Here is an 18685-nt window from a genome sequence, read left to right on the forward strand (position 1 = left end):
CCATCAGACCCAAGATAAGTTCCGTCAAAATTGTAATAATCACCATCAAGAGCTCCGTCCGGGTCAATCCTTAAAATTGGATTGTTACTCATTGCATTGTACGGTGTCAGGGATTCTCTGAGGTGTGCCATCGGGTCAACAACAAACCACCTGCCTATCGCTGCATCATATAACCTCGCCCCGTAGTCAAACAAATTGATCCCCAGATGGTCATTGAACTCCTTGCTGTTGTACAGGTACTTGTTGACCTTGATTCCCGGCTCCTGATACCCCAGCCCCTGCATTTCCACGCCCCATGGATCATAATGTGTCTCCTGCACTATAATCGGCCCTGTGGATTGGATACTGAAGTTGTCATACCAAACATTCTCAGAAGTTTCATTCACCACGAAGGCTTCAATATACCCGTCCTTGGGAACAAATATATCTTTTTTCAGCTCTTCATGTTTGTTTCGGGCTTTTTTTGACAGCAGAATTTTACCACTGTCATACATATTGCTATCAACATCATACAGCGCATATGCCATATAGGCTTCTGGAACCGGCTTTCGCTGAAGATCGGTAAGCACCAGCATAATGGCGTTGGCCAGGAGAATTTGATTTGGCCCGCCTCCAGCATACTGTTGACCCAGTTCATTAAGTTGCGATGCTACCGATGCCACATTTCCTGTCTTCAGGAATGCAGCGGGAAAGAGCCTGAACTTTTTGGGATCCATGTACTTTCCGAATACAGACAGGTTGATGGTATCGCCCTCCTGTACCTCCAGTGTACTTGCAGGACCGAGAATACGTCCCCTGTCAGCATTGAGCCAGGCCACGGCATAGCCGCCTTCGGTGACGTTATGTTCCATGGCACCCTGTCTGGATTCGGTGATGTTTTCGAAGTAGGCTTTTTCCTCCTCTTCGTTTTCAGGTTCCATGGTAGCTATTCTACAGCCGGTGCATACATGGGCACGGATCACCTGCCGGACGTTACCCAAATGATCCTTTACAAAGAACTCGTACTTTGGTGAGCCTGATTCATAGGCCACACGGCCCTCCTCATGGATCATATGGTCTATGGCATTGTTGACAAAGACAAACTCCCCAATATAATCCCTTGTTACCGTGCTTGCCCCATTCTGCTGTACTTCCCTGACTTTGTTTCCTTCCGCATCATACTGGTATGTGATCTTACGGTCGGTTCCGGTCAGGATGATTTCGGTCGGCAGATTGAGGTGGTTGTAAATGATGTTGCTGATCTCCTTGTCCAGATTGGATTTCAGGTTGCCGTTGCTGTCATAGCCATAGGTCGTGGCATTTCTTTCCTTGAAATCCTTGGACAGGAAGGTGTTGTTGGAGACAGCATCGGCCACCTGAATGAGCCGGTTGCCATGGGTGTCATAGGTATAGGTCAGGTTGTCCACCAGACCAAAGGTAGAAGTAGTCTGCTGGTTATTCCGCTGCATCTTGGAGATATTGCCGTTGGGATCGTATTCTATATTAGAAAGATTGTAACGGCCATTTTGTGCGGTAGCTGTCGGTACAGTATAGTTTGAGGCAGTAATCCTGTTGGCTATGTCATAGAGGTATCTATATTCCCGCTTTACATCATCCCTTCCCCTCCAGTCAGATCTTGTGATGTTGCCGTTCCAGTTGTTATGGGAAGCCTGTGCCCCTCCTGTTTCATAGAAGAGTTCCTGTGCAAACAGTTTGTTGGCCGAATTGCTGTTCTGGGGGTTGTTGATCCTTTTCAGCCATCCCCTTATATTGTAATTATAGCTGAAAAAGGCATTGTCCGCATAGGGGAAAGTCTTTCCGCTCAGCTGTCCCAGGTCATTGTAACTGTGCTGGGCAAGGGTCACCGTGGTTCCACTTCCTATCCGGTGGGTTATGTGCGACAATTGGCCGGCAGCATCATAGAAATACCCTCTGGTGATATTGTAAGTCCCCGGAGTACTGTATTGCGTGTAAGTGGCTAAGGGTTTGTTCTCAAAATCATAGCGGGTGGACACCCTAATAGTACCTCCCAAATGATGGTCAGAAACCGTTTGGATGGCCCTTTCTTGGCTGTCATAATAGATTGCCGTTTCAAATCTTGTGCCTGTGGAAAGGTTCCTGACAAGTTTTCCTGTCAGAAGCCCATGGGTCGCATTGCTGCTGTCGTGGTATCCTGTTGGCTTCACATAAGTAAGCGTACTTTTCCTGAAACTGTAATTGTTATAGTAATTGACGGTCAGCACCTCACCTTCACCGTTGCCGTCTGTGGCACTGGGATATCCTCCGGCGTTGGTTGTTCCCGATTTTCCAGATGTGCCATTTATGACTGCATTGTTGGTTCCCAAGCCGTCCACCAGAGTCTGCAGGTTGATCCTTGTTATGCTATGGCTGACCAGTCCGGTCATTACCGGCCTGTCAAGGGCATCGTATTTGGTATACTGCCATTTCCCCTGTGCGGTCAAAAGAGCATCCCTCCATGCAACCAACCTGTCATTGCGGTCATAGACCATTTCCTCGGTATTTTTTCCCGGCAGTTTCTTGGTGACCATCCTGCCCCTGGCATCATAACTGTAGAGGTAATACTGTGCATTGGCAAGGGTTGTGTTGGTGGATTGGGTGCTTGACCAGGCATTTTTCCTCAAATGATCGACGGCTTTTGGGGGAATAACCACTCGAAGTCTTCCGAAATCATCATATGAATAGTAGGTACACAACCAGCCATTATGAGCAGAAACGGGACTGGCCACTGCCTGTACCTTTTTCAGAACCAACCTATCCAATTTGTCATAATATTCGATCACTTTCTGTTTGTTTTCGTCCAGGGTTTCTTTTTTCCATAGCATCCCGGGGGAGAATATGGCAGATGTCACGGGAAGTCCACTGCTGTTGACCGTCCAAATTCTAACGCTGTCAGCAGGGGCGTTAGTGGACTCAGCCAATTCCATCTCCCTTCCGGAGCCCATTCTCCAGGGATTTCCGGGATTGGAAATTTTTCTTATCCTGTTTAATGGGGAGGATTCATACTGTTTTTCCGAATAACCATAGGTATCTCCGAATTGGTTGTTGTAAAAATTAGAATGCCTAGTTGTTACATTATGCCTGTATCTTCCCAAATATTCACCTCCATCAGGAAAAGCCAAATAATCCATGTAACTTCTACCAAATGTATCATAAACCACGGGAGCCACCAAATCCTTATCAGAAGCAACTGCAAGATGGTTGACCACCTGTTCGGGCCTTCCCAGTCCGTCATAATAGGTGGTTTCCTTATAAGACCCCTTTTGCAAGGAAGCTATGACCTGATGGCCGTGGACAAGGGTATCCCTTACTCTATATGTTCTGATCCAGTTGTAGTTTTCCGCATATCTGTTTACCCTGACCGGTACCTTGGCCGTAATGCAGCCGCTGCCCGTATGCCTGTAGGCCAGGTAATATGTCTTGGAACTGCTCAGAATAGGGGTGGAATAATTCTGGCTGCTGGACAGAAGGGTGGTCTGGTTGGTATCGTACCATTGATAGGTGAAGCCCCCGGGTGCCGGGTTGGCAGACAGTGTGACCGACGTGTTGGAGAATACAGTGACCGATGGGGCTGAAGGATCAACAGAAAAACAGGGGTTTCCTCCCGTGATTTCAATGCTCGCAAAGTCGTAATAAGTGTTTCCGAGATCGGAATATTCATAATATACATTGTATGTTCCTGCAACCGAGTACTGTATGAAGGCATCGCTTATGGAATGAAGGCCGGTGGCACCGGGATAACTCCAGAGATAAGAGCCTCCCATAGGCGGGGAGACCGGAGTCCCGAAACTGTAAAACTGGACGGTAAAATGCGCGATTTCACCGGTGAGGGCGTTGGAGGGACCGGAAAGCTGAACTCCGGTGATGGTCTGGCCAATACTGCTGTGGGCAGCCAGTACTGTAAATGCCAATGCAAAAAAGACTTTCTTCATGTTATATCCGGTTTAGGTGAATTTGATGGACGATTCCGGAGGTCCTCTGAAGGGGTATCCAGCTCATGTTTCCATCCTGGAGGACCACCCTGTAGGATATTTCATTACCGACAGTGGATATTGTCAGGATACCGTTTTCACCGTATTTCCAACTGCCTGAAACGGACGAAAACTGACCGCCCGCAACCCAGGTTGCCCTGAATGAGCCGTCTTCGGAAAATAGATAAATCCTTGATTCCAGCGTATTGTACAGGTCATCCCAACGTTCTTCGGGGTATTTTTTGGTGACAGCGGAATTTTCAGAGCGGACGGCAGGGAGCTGAAGTTCCATGTTTATTTTCCACCCACCGGCCAAAAACCGGGGATCAGTGCTTATATCCTGTGCAAGGGACATACCCGCAGGACACATCAACAAAGCTATCAATAGATAAAAAAGAGACTTTTGCATAATATCATGGGTTTTTGATGTAGGTGTATTCATTCAGCCCGGTCAGATGTCCGTCTTCATTGCGGATATACTCCAACCTGCCGAAGTGGTCGTAGAAATAATAGGATCCCCTGTTAGCGGGATCCATCTGAGAACTGATTCCCATCAATGGTCTGTAAGTGAAAGTTGTCATAAGGGAAGAGGCAGGGGCAATTCTGAGCTCGTCGATATAGATGCCCGAACCGCTGATGCTGAAGGATGAGCTTGTCACCTCCCTTTCAATGAGTTTCCAGGCGGTACTGAGGTTTTCGGTTATGTTCATAAATGACCAGCTAAGGTTCCCACTTTCTGACCTGGCCCAGAAACTCACCATGAATTTGTTGGAACTGCTCGCCCCGCTGACAGTTCTGGACAACGTACCGTTGTCCAACAGGTATGCATTTCTTCCCGTCTTTGCATCGCCCTGACTGAGTTTCAGTTCAGGTCCCGAATAGTTCCAGCCGCCTTTTTCGACGGTCTCGAAAGAAGTGTAGGCAATCTGGGACAGGGTGGCATTGGAAACTTCGGCCACTGCATGGGTCCCCTCATAGGCCCATAGGTAAGAGAGGGGAACGGCATCTGTTTTGTTGATCTGGGCCGGGTTTCCCCTGCTGTCGTAGGCGGTAAACCTCAGCCTGTGGCGGTACCTGTTGTCCTTGATGATCCATCCTGTCGAAGTGCCTGCAGCCGAAGAGGCGAAGCCGGCAATGCCAACAGGGGCTGACATCTCCAAAATAAAGATACTGTCAGCTTTGTATCTTGAAAAACCGATGTTTCTGAAAGTGGTCAGTTGACCGGAGACCACCCGCTGGTTGGTACCGTTGGCATTTTGGATAACCACATATTGTTCCACTGGGTTGGAAAGCATGTTTTTCAGGACCATCTGTTTCAGGATATTGGGAGTTCCCGTATAGCTGAGCGAAGTGTTGACCAGATTGAAGGGATACCGGTATTTGGTCACTTTGGCCTCGGGGTTGGTACTTGCCTGGATTTCTTCGTGTATAGGTTGAAGGTACACTGGGTCGTACTCCCTGACATGGGTGGTGACATGGTCGGCAAGCCCGTTGGAATAAAGGGTTTCGGTCCTCTGGGATTCCAGATAAACGCCGGTGGTCTTCGCAAAATTTGCAATCAGATAGGACCAGCCGTCATTGTCCTCACTGACAAGCAAATTGGTAGTTACGCATTTATCAATCCCCGGGAATTTATAATCTCCCACTATATACTGGAACCCGGCTTGAGAGATGTTCTTTGTCTGATTTTTGAGCAATTGGTAGTTTATAACAGTTTTTGAAACTGGAGTTCCGGTGCTGTTGTATGCTGTTTTCTGGGTCAGTTTGCCTCTGGCCCAGGACATGGAATTCCTGAGGAATTTGTTGGTTCCAGGTATTGGATAAATATAATCTGAAATATGAGTATTGTTGTCAAATTCGTAGTTGGTCTTTCCGTTGTTTATAGTACCGCCTTCATAAACCGCTACTTCTGGATACACCACTGGACTGTCCTCATACCCAAGCCCGATATTAGAACTTGAGAAGTACATTCTGGCCCTGTATTCTCTTTGGGGTGAACCATCAGGGTTTGATTCCCAGGCTCGCATAAGCTGTGTGGTATGGAAAAAATAGGCATCCTGGTTAAAATTCTTTATTCCCAGGCCGTTTTCACCATTTCCGTACCGATATTCTTTTACTGCCGAAGACGTTCCTGTATTGCGGGTTATCCTTTTGACCCTTAAACCCCCTCCATATTTTGTCTGGCCCCCGTCGGAATACCTGTGCGGCTCATAATCAAATTCGGTAAAACCTTTCGTCGGGAAGTTTATTTTCCTGAGCACACCTTCCTTTAGATATAGGGTGTCCGGGTCCCTGTTGGCCCCTCCGATGGTTATGTTCGAGGTTTGGGTGGAAAGGGTAAACTGGTAGCTGATTGTCCTCTGGGGAATAAGGTTGGAATTGTTCCTTCCATTGTAAAACCCGAACAAATCCCTCCTCTTGCTGAAATTTGCCACATCCCATGAAAAACTGTTGGTGTAGTAAGAAAAGGAATAATTGTTGATCTCGGTATTGGCCCCATCCTTTACGGTTAGCCCGTCAAGTCTCAATCTCAGCTTTTGGGTGGTTCCTGACCTGGTAAAATAGTTGGAATTTTGCAATTGGTAGGTTCTGAACAGGACATAACCGTTCCCTTCCTTTTGGTATATTTCAATCCTGTCCAGTTTTTTGACATTGGTGGAAAAGGGAAGGTCCTGCCGGTTGGGGCCAAGGACAAATTTCACTTTCCCTGTCTTAAAAATGATTTCATTGATCCCAAGCTGTGTTGTAGAACTATATGTGGTCATATCGGTAACAGAGGAAAAAAGATTAGGACAGGGCAATACAATGGAATTCTCTGAATTACACTGATCAGAGATGGATATGTTCTGTTCTACATCCTCCAACAAAACCGTTCCAACGGTCTGATAGGTGATCTGGATAAGATCGTCCGAGTCCGGGGAATGGACTTCCATCAGATGCCATGCGGTCAGATGCAGGGAAGAGTTTCCGCCACCCGATTGGGAGTGGGTGCTTTCCACGGCATTGATACCGGATGCATTCCTTCCAAACCGGTACCGTATTCCGTTTTCGTCCGTAATGTCAAAGAAATTCACACCGCTGTGGGTAATCCTGACAGGTGATTCCGGGAATAAATATGGTGGGGCCCCATTCTGTCCCAGATAAAATTTTCCTGATTTTCCGGGAAAGTTATATGAAAATATATCAGGCTCCCTGTCAGATTGCCCTTTGGCAAGTTGCTGCCTGTAAAACATGTCATTAGTGTTAGTACATCCAGGACTCTGTATGAAATAATTGTTGGTGCTGTTGAGATACCCGGCATTTGTACCGGTAGATTCGTCGGGTTTTCCCTGTACGGTCCTTGAAATCTGCCCGCCTGCATTTACTGTCCATCCCAGTCCCGCCCATGTGGCCTGGTCTGTGTACCTAATCCCCGAAGCATGGTAACTGAGACTGATAGGCAGTCTTAATGAACCGCTCGTGATTTCAAACAGGGGAATGGAAATTTCCGGTAGCCCGTGGTAGAGGTTAACTTCATAATCTCCGTATTTTTCCATGGCCGAGACATTGGGCGTTTTCTGGACCGGTTTGGGCATGAGCTTGCTGATCTGTTCGGAGACTTCTGACGGATGCTGGGCATGGACCGGATAGTATCCGTAAAATAGACTGCCCGTCAGGAAAGCTAAAAAGATTCTGGACTTTTTTTCCATAATATTTCGAATTTTTGTTTGGGTCATTTGGCTGATGGGCCGCACATCAAGACACTCCTCTGATTCGGCTGCCGGTAAAGTAAACCGGATACCGTTTTTATCATTGCCCGTACCGGCCGTCATCGTCAGACCAGCGAAAATTTGGGAAATAAAAAACATAAAAAAAATACCGTGAACACGGTATTTTTTTTATAATTTCTGTTTTATATATTTCTGGGTTTTTCTACTTTATCAGTATAAAATTTCAATGTATTTTACATACAGCTATTTTTATTTTGAATACGCAGATTAAACTTTTGAATTTTGAACTATGATCCGGAAATTTTGCTAAAAATTTTATTCTGTAGTACGGACTAAAAAAAAAATAATATTTTTAGGACTTAAAACTTTTTTCAGGTGTTTTCCTCGGATTTTTAGCGGAAGTAAGATTTGGGTTTCGACCTTTGGCTGTTGAAAAAAGGTAGATAGTGGTTTGTTTTAATTTGTAAATACCCTTTCTGTCCCTACCGATTTGGAATAGGTTTAACTCCCTAGGTGTAGAATAAAGTTTTGATGTTGTCCGGGTGAATCCCGATAGCCATCGGGATGCAACTTCACCCTTATATTCTTACCAATCTGTAATTGGCAATTTCGCAGTTGAAGGTCGTCACATTTCTCAAGTTAACTCTTGAAACATGAATTGCAAATTCATCCAGATAGAAAGGCGTAGTTGCTCCCGACAGCTGTACGGGATACGCCAAGCGCCTTCGCCATCCTATTACCAAATGAGGTTCAAGTTTTCCAACAACATTATTAAAAAACCACCAAAGTTTACCTTTGGTGGTTTTTTTAATATTTGAAACCTGAATTATAATTCTTTAAGAAAGCTGGATATATATATGTAACCATCTTCGGTCTTCGGTCTCCCGACTTCCGTCCTGATAAGCAAAGGAATTACAGTGAATGGCAGTATTGCAGGTAACCATCTTAATTTCAAATTCCATCAAATAACTCAAAGCTTTCCAAATACTCAGGAATATTGGGATTCCAGTCCAATTCTTCTTTGAGCCTTGTGGACAAACTCTCAGTAGCTTCTTTTTCTCCATGGACCAGAAAAGTCATCTATAAAGGAATTATTTTCCTCTCCTTCAGAACAATACGTATTCTTGGAATGCATACTTCCATGGGACAGCCACTATCGGGAGAGCCACCCATAAAAACGCGAAAGTTATGTCCTCTGCATCAGTTCCTATCAACTCGTTTTTCACCCATAGTGGATATGCCACCAAAAAAAGCCAAAGGATTTTATAAATAATTTCCAGAAACAAAATCGGCAACATTTTAAGCGGGTGAACTATACCTATGAAGGCAAGAACTGAAAAGGATGCCCAAACACACCAGGCTACAGCTTCTGTCGGTTGCCATTCCCCTTGGAATGTGATGATATAAGTCCACACATCTTTGCCCAATACAAAGAACATAAGGATATACAATAGTCGGAGAAGGTAAATATTGATTCTGGGAACTCCCTTCCAATTTTCGTGATCAGCTTTAAAAATACTTTTCATTTGTACGGTTATTTTTGAGTAAACAAATCAAAACGAACCAATAATAGAAAAATCGGGGCATCAATGACGACACCCCGGTTTTTTATTATCTGGTTTGCTTTATTCTAAGGATTACCTATTCATAAAATAGGCCCCTTCAAATTTCGCTCTTGAAAGGCTGTCTGCCGTGGAAGTTTTTCCAGTATCCCGACAGTTTAGGCAAAGCAGTCCTTTTTCATTGAATACCCAATGGTTGCGGGAGTTGATGTCCCTGGTTTTGTAGCCATTTCTGTGGATGGTATTCTGTATGATGGGAAGTAAGGACCTGTCCATTACAAATGGTTTATCATAAGGAATCTCAAGATTAAGTTTGAGACTCTGCCCTCTAAATTTATCCAGTTGGCTTAAATCCACACTTCTCTCCAAAGTGAGAACTGAATCTGCAATGCTAAAACTGTATTGGAGGTTCTGTGCGTTTTTGATGGCATCATCATAGTTTTTACCCCTTGACTTGAAGTTTTGGATCAGAATAGGCTGTGCCGCATCAGTACCATCAAGTTGAATACTGATCTGATTGGTAAGCCATTGATCCACTCCAATCACAGATGACTTCAGCACCATGGTCCCTTCTGAAAATGCCAGTTCTTGCTCTACCGTATGGGTGGCCTCTGTTTTAAACTGACTGACTATCCTTGGTATCTGAAAGGAACATATCCCTATACTCAATAACCAAACTCCTAAAGCTATCAGACCGAATCTTGCATCTATAATGCTTCTTTGGACAAGAACTGATATCCCAAGCAGTACAATCACAATCCCCGGTATCAGAACTGCCGCAGCCGCTGCTATGGCAAGCCAAACCGGAACGATATCATTGATCCACTCTACCGGAATATTCTCATGGATGCCCCAAACGATGTCTCCGTCCGGAATCAATCCGAAATAGACCCCCAATAAAACCAGTGGAGTGATCGTAATTGCCATTCCTATCAGGAAAATGATCAGTCCAAAAACCACCCTTATAAAGGAAAGCAGGAAGGTACCCAATGGACCCAAAGCCTCGCCTAGCGCATTGATCACTTTGCCCAGGAACTTGAAAGGAGCAAGCAGGATTTTTCTACCCTGACTTTCCTCCCTAGGCGGCATGGGATTCATGTTTTCTCTGATGGTAGTCTCAATATTATCCAAAGTGATGGCACCACCCTTCATCTCTATCCGTTCAGTGATAGACTTGGCTACAGGGTTAATGATCCAAAGGATGATGTAGATGACAAATCCTGAACCTCCGGCAAATATCAGCCCAATGAACAATAACCTCATCCAAATGACCTCTATCCCAAAGTAAGCGGCCAAACCACTTGCCACACCCCCAAGGGTTCTATCGTCAGGGTTCCGGTACAGTTTCTTGATATTTTTATCCTCGGGTTCATCATAGGATACAGGAAGGATAACCCACAATACGATGTAAGCGATCACTGCCCAAATTCCCAGGGAAAGGTGGAAATCGAAATTCCAGGGAAGAAAATCCCAGCCTGGTCTTCCAAATCTCAAATTGCCACTGAATAAGAGCAGAATGGCCACCAATCTGGTCCAAAGTGGATCCACCGCAAGATAATGCGCCATTCCTGCACATACACCGCCAAGGATCTTCCGATTTTCCAGTCGGGTCAGCTTTTTGTAGCCTTTGATGTTTTGGTCGGGTGTGATATGCTTGTAGTAGTCGTTGAATTCAGGCTCCGGTTTGGATTTTTTATTCTCCTCTTGGGACAATTCTTCCTCAATGGCCTTGAAATCAGCTATGGTACCCATTTTTTCAATCAGGCTGTGGACATTTTCTATTGTGATGACCTGTTTGTTGTTTTTCAGGTTGCTCAGGAAGATTTCAGCAATTCGGTTTTCTATATCCGAAATAATCTCCTGATTGTCCTCGTAATGTGAGAAATGCCTGTTGATGGATTCCAGGTATTTCTTTAATGTGGTATAACCATCCTCTTCGATATGAAACAGGATGCCACTGATGTTGATACTTATTGTCTTTTTCATGGCTTATTTCTTTGAGGTGATTAATTGGGTAGAGCTGACAAGGGAATCCCAGGTTTCATTTAGGGTTTCCAAAAACTCCTTTCCCTCTTCCGTGATGGTGTAGTATTTTCTGGGGGGACCTGATTCGGACTCTACCCATTTGTAGGAAACCAAGGATGCGGATTTTAATCTGTTGAGCAAAGGATATAGTGTGCCTTCGACAACGATCATCTTTGCAGCGGTCAGTTCTTCGATCATATCCGAGGCATATACTTCCCCTCGTGATATGATGTGCAGAATGCAGAATTCAAGCAATCCTTTCCGCATTTGAATCTGGGTGTTTGAAGCGTTCATTTCTTCTGATCGTTTAAGTTATTCGGTGCTTGGACCTGATTCCAAGGTGTACCTCTTTTGGCAAATAATTAAGAAAAACTGTACCAAAGTTTAAAATGGTACCTTGCAATACCTAGTTAGTTGTTATAGAAAGGTACCTTTTGAGAGAAAAAAAAATAAAAAAGTTGATTATTTTTCATTAGAGCCGCATTTCAGAAAAAACTGAATGAAAGGATTTTTTTTGAGCTTGACATGCAGTTTAAATCAGTGGAAAAACGGATGTGGCTCAAATGGACATTTTAGTGTGCATAATCGTACAGTTTTTTAAGTTTTGTACCCGTTTAATTTTCTTTGAATAAGCTTTTTACTACAGTATTTATTTTTACTTTGCAACAGAATTTGAGACTCGATAAATGGTGATTATCAGGTGTTTTATTGGAATGCTGCTGTTTTTCAGTTTTGCTAAGCTTGATGCCCAAACTATAGCTCCAAAATATTCCAATGAATTTATGAACATAGGCATAGGTGCCCGTGCCCTCGGCATGGGTGGCGCCCAGGTATCTTCTGTCCGGGATGTGACAGCTGCCTATTGGAATCCGGCCGGTCTGCTGGGTGTCCAACATCAGCATGAGTTCTCCCTGATGCATGCTGAATACTTTGCGGGTATTGCCAAATTTGATTATCTGGGATACACTACCAATTTTGATGTTGATAATCAGATCGGGGTTTCATTGATCAGGTTTGGGGTAGATGATATACCTGATACCAGGTTTTTGTATGATGCCAGCGGGGCTCTGAATTACAACAATATCCAGTTTTTCAATGCCGCTGATTATGCCCTCATTTTATCCTATGCCCGGGATGTGAGCGACCAGTTTAAATTGGGCGTCAATACGAAGATCATTCATCGGAATGTGGGTAAGTTTGCTCAGGCATGGGGCTTTGGACTTGATGTGGGAGGAATTTTCCTTTTGGAAGAATGGCGGATAGGGTTTATGCTCCGTGATGTGACTTCTACTTTCAATGCATGGTTTCACGATGCGGATATGGTCAGGGATATTTATTCACAGACCAACAATGAGATACCGGTAAATTCCATTGAAATCACCATGCCGAGGGCAATATTCAGTCTAACCCGAGACGTGGACATTACAGATGAGATCAGGGTTCAGGGAGTGATTGATCTGGATTTTACATTTGATGGAAGAAGGAACACCATTATCCGTACCGGATTGGTGAGCTTCGATCCAAGAATGGGGCTGGAGGCAAGCTATAAGAACATGGTGTATTTGAGGGCTGGTGGCGGTCATGTACAAAGAATCAAGGATTTTGATGCTTCTTATTATATGTCATGGAAGCCGAGCTTCGGTTTGGGAGTTTTTCTCAATGAAAAATTTCAGATTGATTATGCTTTGACAGATATTGGAGGGGTTTCCCAAACTCCCTATTCCCATGTATTCACGGTCAAAGTCAGCTTGGAGAAACTTGACGGAAAATTCAGAATTAACAAAGGCTGGGATAATTGATAAAATATGTGGAAATCAATTCTTTTTTTGGTTATAGTTGGTTTTTCTATCAGTGGTGGCTATGCCCAAACTGAGTGGATTGACTATAATCAGACGTATTATAAAATCAATACTGCATCCGATGGAATCCACAGGATCAATTTTACAAGTTTGTCCGCTTCAGGTATCAATCCAAGTGTCATTGATCCCCGAAACATCAGGATTTTCCATCGAGGGGAGGAAGTGGCCATTTTTGTGCAGGGTGAGCAGGACGGCAAGTTTGATCCCACTGATTTCATAGATTTTTACGGCAAAAGAAATGATGGTACTTTGGATGTCAAATTTTTTAAAGATCCCTCACATGTCGGGAATATCAAATACAACATGCATAGTGATACCACAGCATTTTTCCTGGCTGTCACTCCCGGAAATCAGGGAAAACGAATGGGAATGCGTGCTGCTCCCGCTTCAACTGTTCCGAATACAGATGTATATCATGGAGTTAGAGAGACTGTCTATTTTGAAAATTACAACTTGAGCTATTTCTATAATCCTGGGGTAAGGTTATCGGAATTTGAGGAAGGACAGGGTTGGGTAAGTGCACAGATTACAAAAACCAATCCCAGAACAATTATTCTATCAGATTTGGGTGAAATACCTGCTACAGGTGAAGCCAAACTGGCATTTGGGCTGACCGGTAGGGCAGAAACCCCACATCTTGCCCAAATCAGCGTTGGCCCATCTTCTGCAACACTGAGAGAGGTGGGCACATTTACATTCGAGGACTTTCAGGCCATCAACGAAACCGTAACCTTTCAGGCTTCAGATTTTAATTCCAATGGGCAGTTATTTGTCCGTATTACTCCCATAGGTCCGGCAGCAACAGACAATATAGGTGTAACTTACCTCACCCTTACTTACCCCAAAAGAATTGTAAATGGAGATTTTTCCAAGGAAATCTTTGTCCATGGAGAAGGTAACAACGCCATTGAAATCAATAATCTCCTTTCCAATTATCTTGCTCTTGAAGTTAGTGATCCAATCAATCCGGTACGGATAGGTATGGAGAGCGGTGCGAACAGGATTAAGTTCCAAGCCAGTGTTGCAGGTAGAGCAACCAAGATTATGGTTGAAAACCAATTGGATATCAAGGTCATCAGTTCGATGCAGCCCGTAAGGTTTAGGAATTTGCTCAACAGACATGCTGATTTTATCATACTCAGCAATAGGGCCTTGCGAAGACCGGTTGGCAATTATGCTGATCCTGTTACTGCCTATGCCGCTCACAGGGCTTCTCCCGCGGGTGGCGGTTATGATACCCTGACCGTAAATATCGACGAACTCTACAACCAATTTAGCTATGGGGAAAAAACGCCTTTGGCTGTACATGAATTTCTAAAGGCCTATTACCCTGTACACAAACCTGACTTTTTGTTTTTGATAGGTAGGGCTGTGGGGATATTTTCAACCGCAAGGGCCAATAATACCAACTTTTTTTACAGACAGAATCCTGCGATTTTTGCTTATCAGGACATGGTACCACCTTCTGGATACCCTTATGCAGATAATACTTTCAGCATAGGCCTTGATCCCGAAAATCCCTATATCTCTGCCGTCACCATAGGAAGGATTCCGGCACGTACCCCACAGAATGTGGCAGATTACCTGGAAAAAGCCAAAGAAAAGGATGCAGCTGGTATTTCCGGTGATTGGCAAAAAGAAATTATCCATCTAAGTGGTGGTCTTACTGCTTTTGAACTGTCACGATATTTCAATTTTCTCAATGGATTTAAGACTATTGCAGAAGGTCCATATATGGGAGCAAATGTGACCACTTACAGAAAAAGGTCAAATTCTACCATTGAGCTCATAGATATATCAAAAGATTTAAACAGAGGTGTTAGCTTGGTGACATTTTTTGGTCATGGAGCACCATCTGTGATTGATATTGAGATAGGGTTTGCATCAGACCCCACGTTGGGCTACGAAAATAGGGGCAAATATCCTATGATGCTCCTCAATGGCTGTGATGCAGGAAATTCTTTTGGGAATGCTTTTACTTTTGGGGAAGATTGGGTTCTAACTCCCGGAAAAGGAAGTACCAATTTTATGGCACATGCCAATGTGGGTGTGGATGTTTACCTCAGGAGGTTCAGCGAATCGATTTATATAAAGGCATTTTCGGATTCCTCAACCATTTACCAACCTATAGGAATCGTCAAAAGAGAGGCAGAGAAATTGTTTTTTTTCCGGTATGGTTCTTCTGTTGTAAACAGGTCCCATACTGAGCAATTGGTCATGTTGGGAGATCCGGCAATCAGGATGTTTCCTGCTGATAAAGCCGATTATGCTGTACAGGAATCGGACGTTACTTTGGACAGTTTTGAAGGTGAGGTTTTCAATGCGTTGGCTGATTCCTTGAAACTGTCTTTTGTCCTTAAAAATCTGGGTCGGGTAGATCTTGATTCTGTTGAATTTAAAATCAGCCGCAGACTTCCTGATGGGACTCAGGTTAATTACCCATTAGAAATGCTGGCTCCTGTATTCAGGAAGGATACCATAGATTTTTCAGTACCCAATACAGGAGTTCAGGCTTTTGGGGAAAATATTTTCACTATTGAGATCAATCCTTCGAGATCCATACCTGAAATTACTTATGCCAACAACTCGGTAACAGTGACCAAGTTTGTTCCTTTGAGTGGTACTCTTCACTTAATCCCTGAGAATTTCGGAATTGTCAATGAAGGTGAAATCAATCTCATAGCTCAGATTCCGGGCAAATCCACCGAGCCAAGAAATATTGTCATTCAAATAGACACCCATCCTGAGTTCACCACCTCCCAGCGAAGGGAAAATAGGATCACTACTGCTAATCTGGCCATTTGGAAGATTAATCTATTCCAGAATGTGTCCCAAAGAGATTCTCTGACTTTTTATTGGAGGACCAGATTTTTGGAGCCAAAAGAAGGGGAAAGCCAGGATTGGACCAAAGGAAGTTTTTCCTATATCAACAACGGCCCTGAAGGTTGGACCCAAAGGGAAAACCCGCAATTGGAGGGTAACCAATTAAGCAACTTGCAAATTGACCCGGTTAAAAAGGAATGGAAATACCTTGATACCAATCTGAATATTGAGGTATTCACTTTTGGCACCCAGGCAGACAGCCTCACTTTTAGAAATGCACAGTTTTATCTGGAGGGAGTTCCTTATATTATTGACAATGTCAATAATGCCAATACAAGGCTCTGTCCAAATGGTTCATTGGGTTTGGTAGCCTTTGAGCAGAGGTCTTTGACTCCTTATCTCGTTATCCCTGTTACAGGCTTTGATATTCTGGATGGCAGGAGTTGCGGCAGACTGCCCCAGGTAATCCAGAGTCTGAGAAATGCATGGCTCAACACACCCGGTCAAAACTTGTTGATGGATTATATCGATGGCCTAAAGGAAGGAGATTATGTGGTCATATTCTCGGTTGGCAATGTGACTTTTGAAAGTTGGTCAGATGAGAACTTTGAAAAGATGAAGCAAATAGGTGCCAACGAGGCCCTATTGAGAAACCTTAAAAATGGTGATCCATATATTTTGTATGGTAGAAAAGGAATGAAGCCCGGAGAGGCTGTGGAGATTGTAGCCAAGAGAGATATAGAACTTGAAACCAACGAACAGGTCATTGAGTTTGAGACCAACCTTCAGGGCTATTTTACATCCGGAAGTATTATCACTCCAAGAATAGGTCCGGCTTCAGAATGGAAGCGGTTCTATAACCATGTCAAAGACAGGGATTGGTTCAATGAAGAACTTGCTGTATTTGATGTGATAGGGATAAGGCCTTCAGGAGAGGAGCAGGTGATTTTTTCAAATATACAGGAAGGGGAAATTGACCTCGCATCCATTAATCCGGTTCTATATCCACAACTCCGTCTAAGATATGCGATGGATGACGAGCTTTCCACAGCGCCTTCGCAGCTTGACAAATGGCAGGTCAATTATTCCGGCGTACCGGAAGGTGTCCTGGTATTCAAAAACAGAGAGGATAAACGAACGCTCCAGGAAGGTGAAATGGCAAGCCTTGATTTTGAATTTATCAATATTTCAAAATATGACTTCCTCGATTCTTTGACAGTACAATGGGAATTCAACAATACCACTCAGAGGAAAATCGAGAAATTCACCAAAAAAATTCCGCCCGTTAAGGCGGGAGAAAAGCATGAATTCAGTTTGGAATTCAATTCCATTGGTAGATCTGGCAATACAAAAGTGGAGGTATTTGCCAATCCAAGAATATTTCAGGAACTGACCTTCAGGAATAATTTTATAGACCTGGACACTTATTTTGTGGTTGTACCTGATAATAACAGTGCGGTTTTGGATGTGAATTTCGATGGGGTATATATCATGGACGGGGATATTGTATCGCCCACGGTGATGATCAACACTCTGTTGAAAAATGACAAATCACTGATTCTCAAAAAAGACACCTTAGGATTGGAGCTTTTCCTCAAAAAATCCTGCGAAGGCTGTATGTTTGAGAAAGTCAATTTCTCCTCCCCAAAAATATCATGGACAGAAGCCACCCAAAACAGTAGCTTTAAGATTGAGTTGCGGCCGGGGCCACTGGAAGATGGTATGTATACCTTCAGGATTGTAACCGAAGAACTTGGAGTGGACAAGCCTTATGAGATCAATTTTGAGGTCATCAATGAAGCCAGTATTTCAAATTTCTATCCATACCCAAATCCATTCAGTACCAGTGTCCGATTTGTATTTACAGTAACAGGCTCAGAAGTACCTGATCAGATCAAAATACAGATCATGACGGTGACAGGAAGGGTTGTCCGGGAGATCCTTCAGGATGAATTGGGCCCCCTTCGGATAGGCAACAATATTTCGGAATATGCTTGGGATGGACGCGATGAATTTGGAGACCAATTGGCCAATGGCGTCTATATCTACCGGGTCATGATCCGAAAACATGGGACATTTGTCGAGCACCGGGCAACGGCAGGTGACAAAGCCTTTAAACAAGGGTATGGGAAGATGTATTTGTTGAGGTAGAGTGGGGGAAGGTAGATTTTAGAAGGTAGAAGGTAGATTTTAGAATGGTAGGAAATAAATTAGAAGCGAGAAACGAGAAGCGAGATGCGAGATCTACCTACAATAACGTAGAAGTAAGAAATCAAAGCCTGGCTAGATTATCGGGGAGTCAAGATTTGGGAATGTGAAAAGTAATAGGTTTCCAGTTATCTTATGTCTAGAGTCTAGCGTCTAGCATCTAGCGTCTTGTGTCTTGTGTCTAACATCTCACATCTCACATCTCGCTTCTAACTTCTCGCTTCTCGCCTCTCCAACCTCACTTCCTAAAAAACCTCCAAATCCCCCAAAAACTCAAAACCAACAGGAAAACAAAAATCCATACTTTCTCACTGACACCATCCTGTCTGATGGCGGTGTAGAGGTCATTGGCCAAGGTTCCGGATATAAATACTAAAGTCGTTCTGGGTAGCATGCCGATGGTTCCAAAAATGACCAGTTTTTTCCAGCCTGATTTGAGTAGAGCAAACATTAAGTTGGACAAGGCAAAAGGAATGATAGGACTCAAGCGCACAAAAAAGATCAACTCTCCCATGCGGCCACTTTTTCTT

The 18685-nt window shown here is 43.9% G+C and carries 9 protein-coding genes and 1 pseudogene; 2 read left to right on the plus strand and 8 right to left on the minus strand.

The features are described from left to right. From ACEW8O_RS07290 to ACEW8O_RS07320, 7 genes are all read right to left on the minus strand, one after another. Positions 1-3929: DUF6443 domain-containing protein (locus tag ACEW8O_RS07290; protein ID WP_373493963.1), on the minus strand; the 3929-nt coding region annotated here is incomplete at its 3' end. Position 3930: 1 nt separating this feature from the next. Beyond that, positions 3931-4377, minus strand: a complete 447-nt coding sequence (locus tag ACEW8O_RS07295; protein ID WP_373493964.1) for a hypothetical protein — start codon at positions 4375-4377, stop codon at positions 3931-3933. Positions 4378-4381: 4 nt separating this feature from the next. Beyond that, positions 4382-7816: a hypothetical protein gene (locus ACEW8O_RS07300; protein WP_373493965.1), complete on the minus strand. Its 3435-nt coding sequence runs from the start codon at positions 7814-7816 to the stop codon at positions 4382-4384. Positions 7817-8629: 813 nt separating this feature from the next. Further along, positions 8630-8758 carry an MBL fold metallo-hydrolase RNA specificity domain-containing protein gene (locus ACEW8O_RS07305; RefSeq protein ID WP_373493966.1) on the minus strand — a complete coding sequence of 43 codons (129 nt, stop codon included), beginning with the start codon at positions 8756-8758 and terminating at the stop codon, positions 8630-8632. A 26-nt stretch (positions 8759-8784) separates the two neighbouring features. Next, positions 8785-9204 carry a hypothetical protein gene (locus ACEW8O_RS07310; protein ID WP_373493967.1) on the minus strand — a complete coding sequence of 140 codons (420 nt, stop codon included), beginning with the start codon at positions 9202-9204 and terminating at the stop codon, positions 8785-8787. Between the two features lie 111 nt (positions 9205-9315). Next, the gene (locus ACEW8O_RS07315; RefSeq protein ID WP_373493968.1) at positions 9316-11226 is read right to left on the minus strand and encodes a PspC domain-containing protein; all 1911 of its coding nucleotides are present in this window, start codon (positions 11224-11226) and stop codon (positions 9316-9318) included. Positions 11227-11229: 3 nt separating this feature from the next. After that, positions 11230-11559 (minus strand): PadR family transcriptional regulator, encoded by a 330-nt coding sequence (locus ACEW8O_RS07320; RefSeq protein WP_373493969.1) that lies wholly within the window; start codon positions 11557-11559, stop codon positions 11230-11232. Between the two features lie 392 nt (positions 11560-11951). Between ACEW8O_RS07320 and ACEW8O_RS07325 the strand changes: the two genes are divergently transcribed. Continuing rightward, the gene (locus tag ACEW8O_RS07325; protein ID WP_373493970.1) at positions 11952-13064 is read left to right on the plus strand and encodes a PorV/PorQ family protein; all 1113 of its coding nucleotides are present in this window, start codon (positions 11952-11954) and stop codon (positions 13062-13064) included. A 6-nt stretch (positions 13065-13070) separates the two neighbouring features. Next, positions 13071-18098, plus strand: a complete 5028-nt coding sequence (locus ACEW8O_RS07330) for a C25 family cysteine peptidase (RefSeq protein WP_373493971.1) — start codon at positions 13071-13073, stop codon at positions 18096-18098. Between the two features lie 295 nt (positions 18099-18393). Here the strand turns inward: ACEW8O_RS07330 and ACEW8O_RS07335 are convergent. Further along, positions 18394-18685: pseudogene (locus ACEW8O_RS07335) on the minus strand (hypothetical protein); the annotation flags it as partial.

The organism is Aquiflexum sp., assembly GCF_041749095.1.
GTDB lineage: Bacteria > Bacteroidota > Bacteroidia > Cytophagales > Cyclobacteriaceae > Aquiflexum.

Coding starts and splice junctions, on each gene's coding strand:
- ACEW8O_RS07295 (WP_373493964.1), bottom strand. CDS start 4,377: ATGCAAAAGTCTCTTTTTTATCTATTGATAGCTTTGTTGATGTGTCCT.
- ACEW8O_RS07300 (WP_373493965.1), bottom strand. CDS start 7,816: ATGTTTTTTATTTCCCAAATTTTCGCTGGTCTGACGATGACGGCCGGT.
- ACEW8O_RS07305 (WP_373493966.1), bottom strand. CDS start 8,758: ATGACTTTTCTGGTCCATGGAGAAAAAGAAGCTACTGAGAGTTTGTCC.
- ACEW8O_RS07310 (WP_373493967.1), bottom strand. CDS start 9,204: ATGAAAAGTATTTTTAAAGCTGATCACGAAAATTGGAAGGGAGTTCCC.
- ACEW8O_RS07315 (WP_373493968.1), bottom strand. CDS start 11,226: ATGAAAAAGACAATAAGTATCAACATCAGTGGCATCCTGTTTCATATC.
- ACEW8O_RS07320 (WP_373493969.1), bottom strand. CDS start 11,559: ATGAACGCTTCAAACACCCAGATTCAAATGCGGAAAGGATTGCTTGAA.
- ACEW8O_RS07325 (WP_373493970.1), top strand. CDS start 11,952: ATGGTGATTATCAGGTGTTTTATTGGAATGCTGCTGTTTTTCAGTTTT.
- ACEW8O_RS07330 (WP_373493971.1), top strand. CDS start 13,071: ATGTGGAAATCAATTCTTTTTTTGGTTATAGTTGGTTTTTCTATCAGT.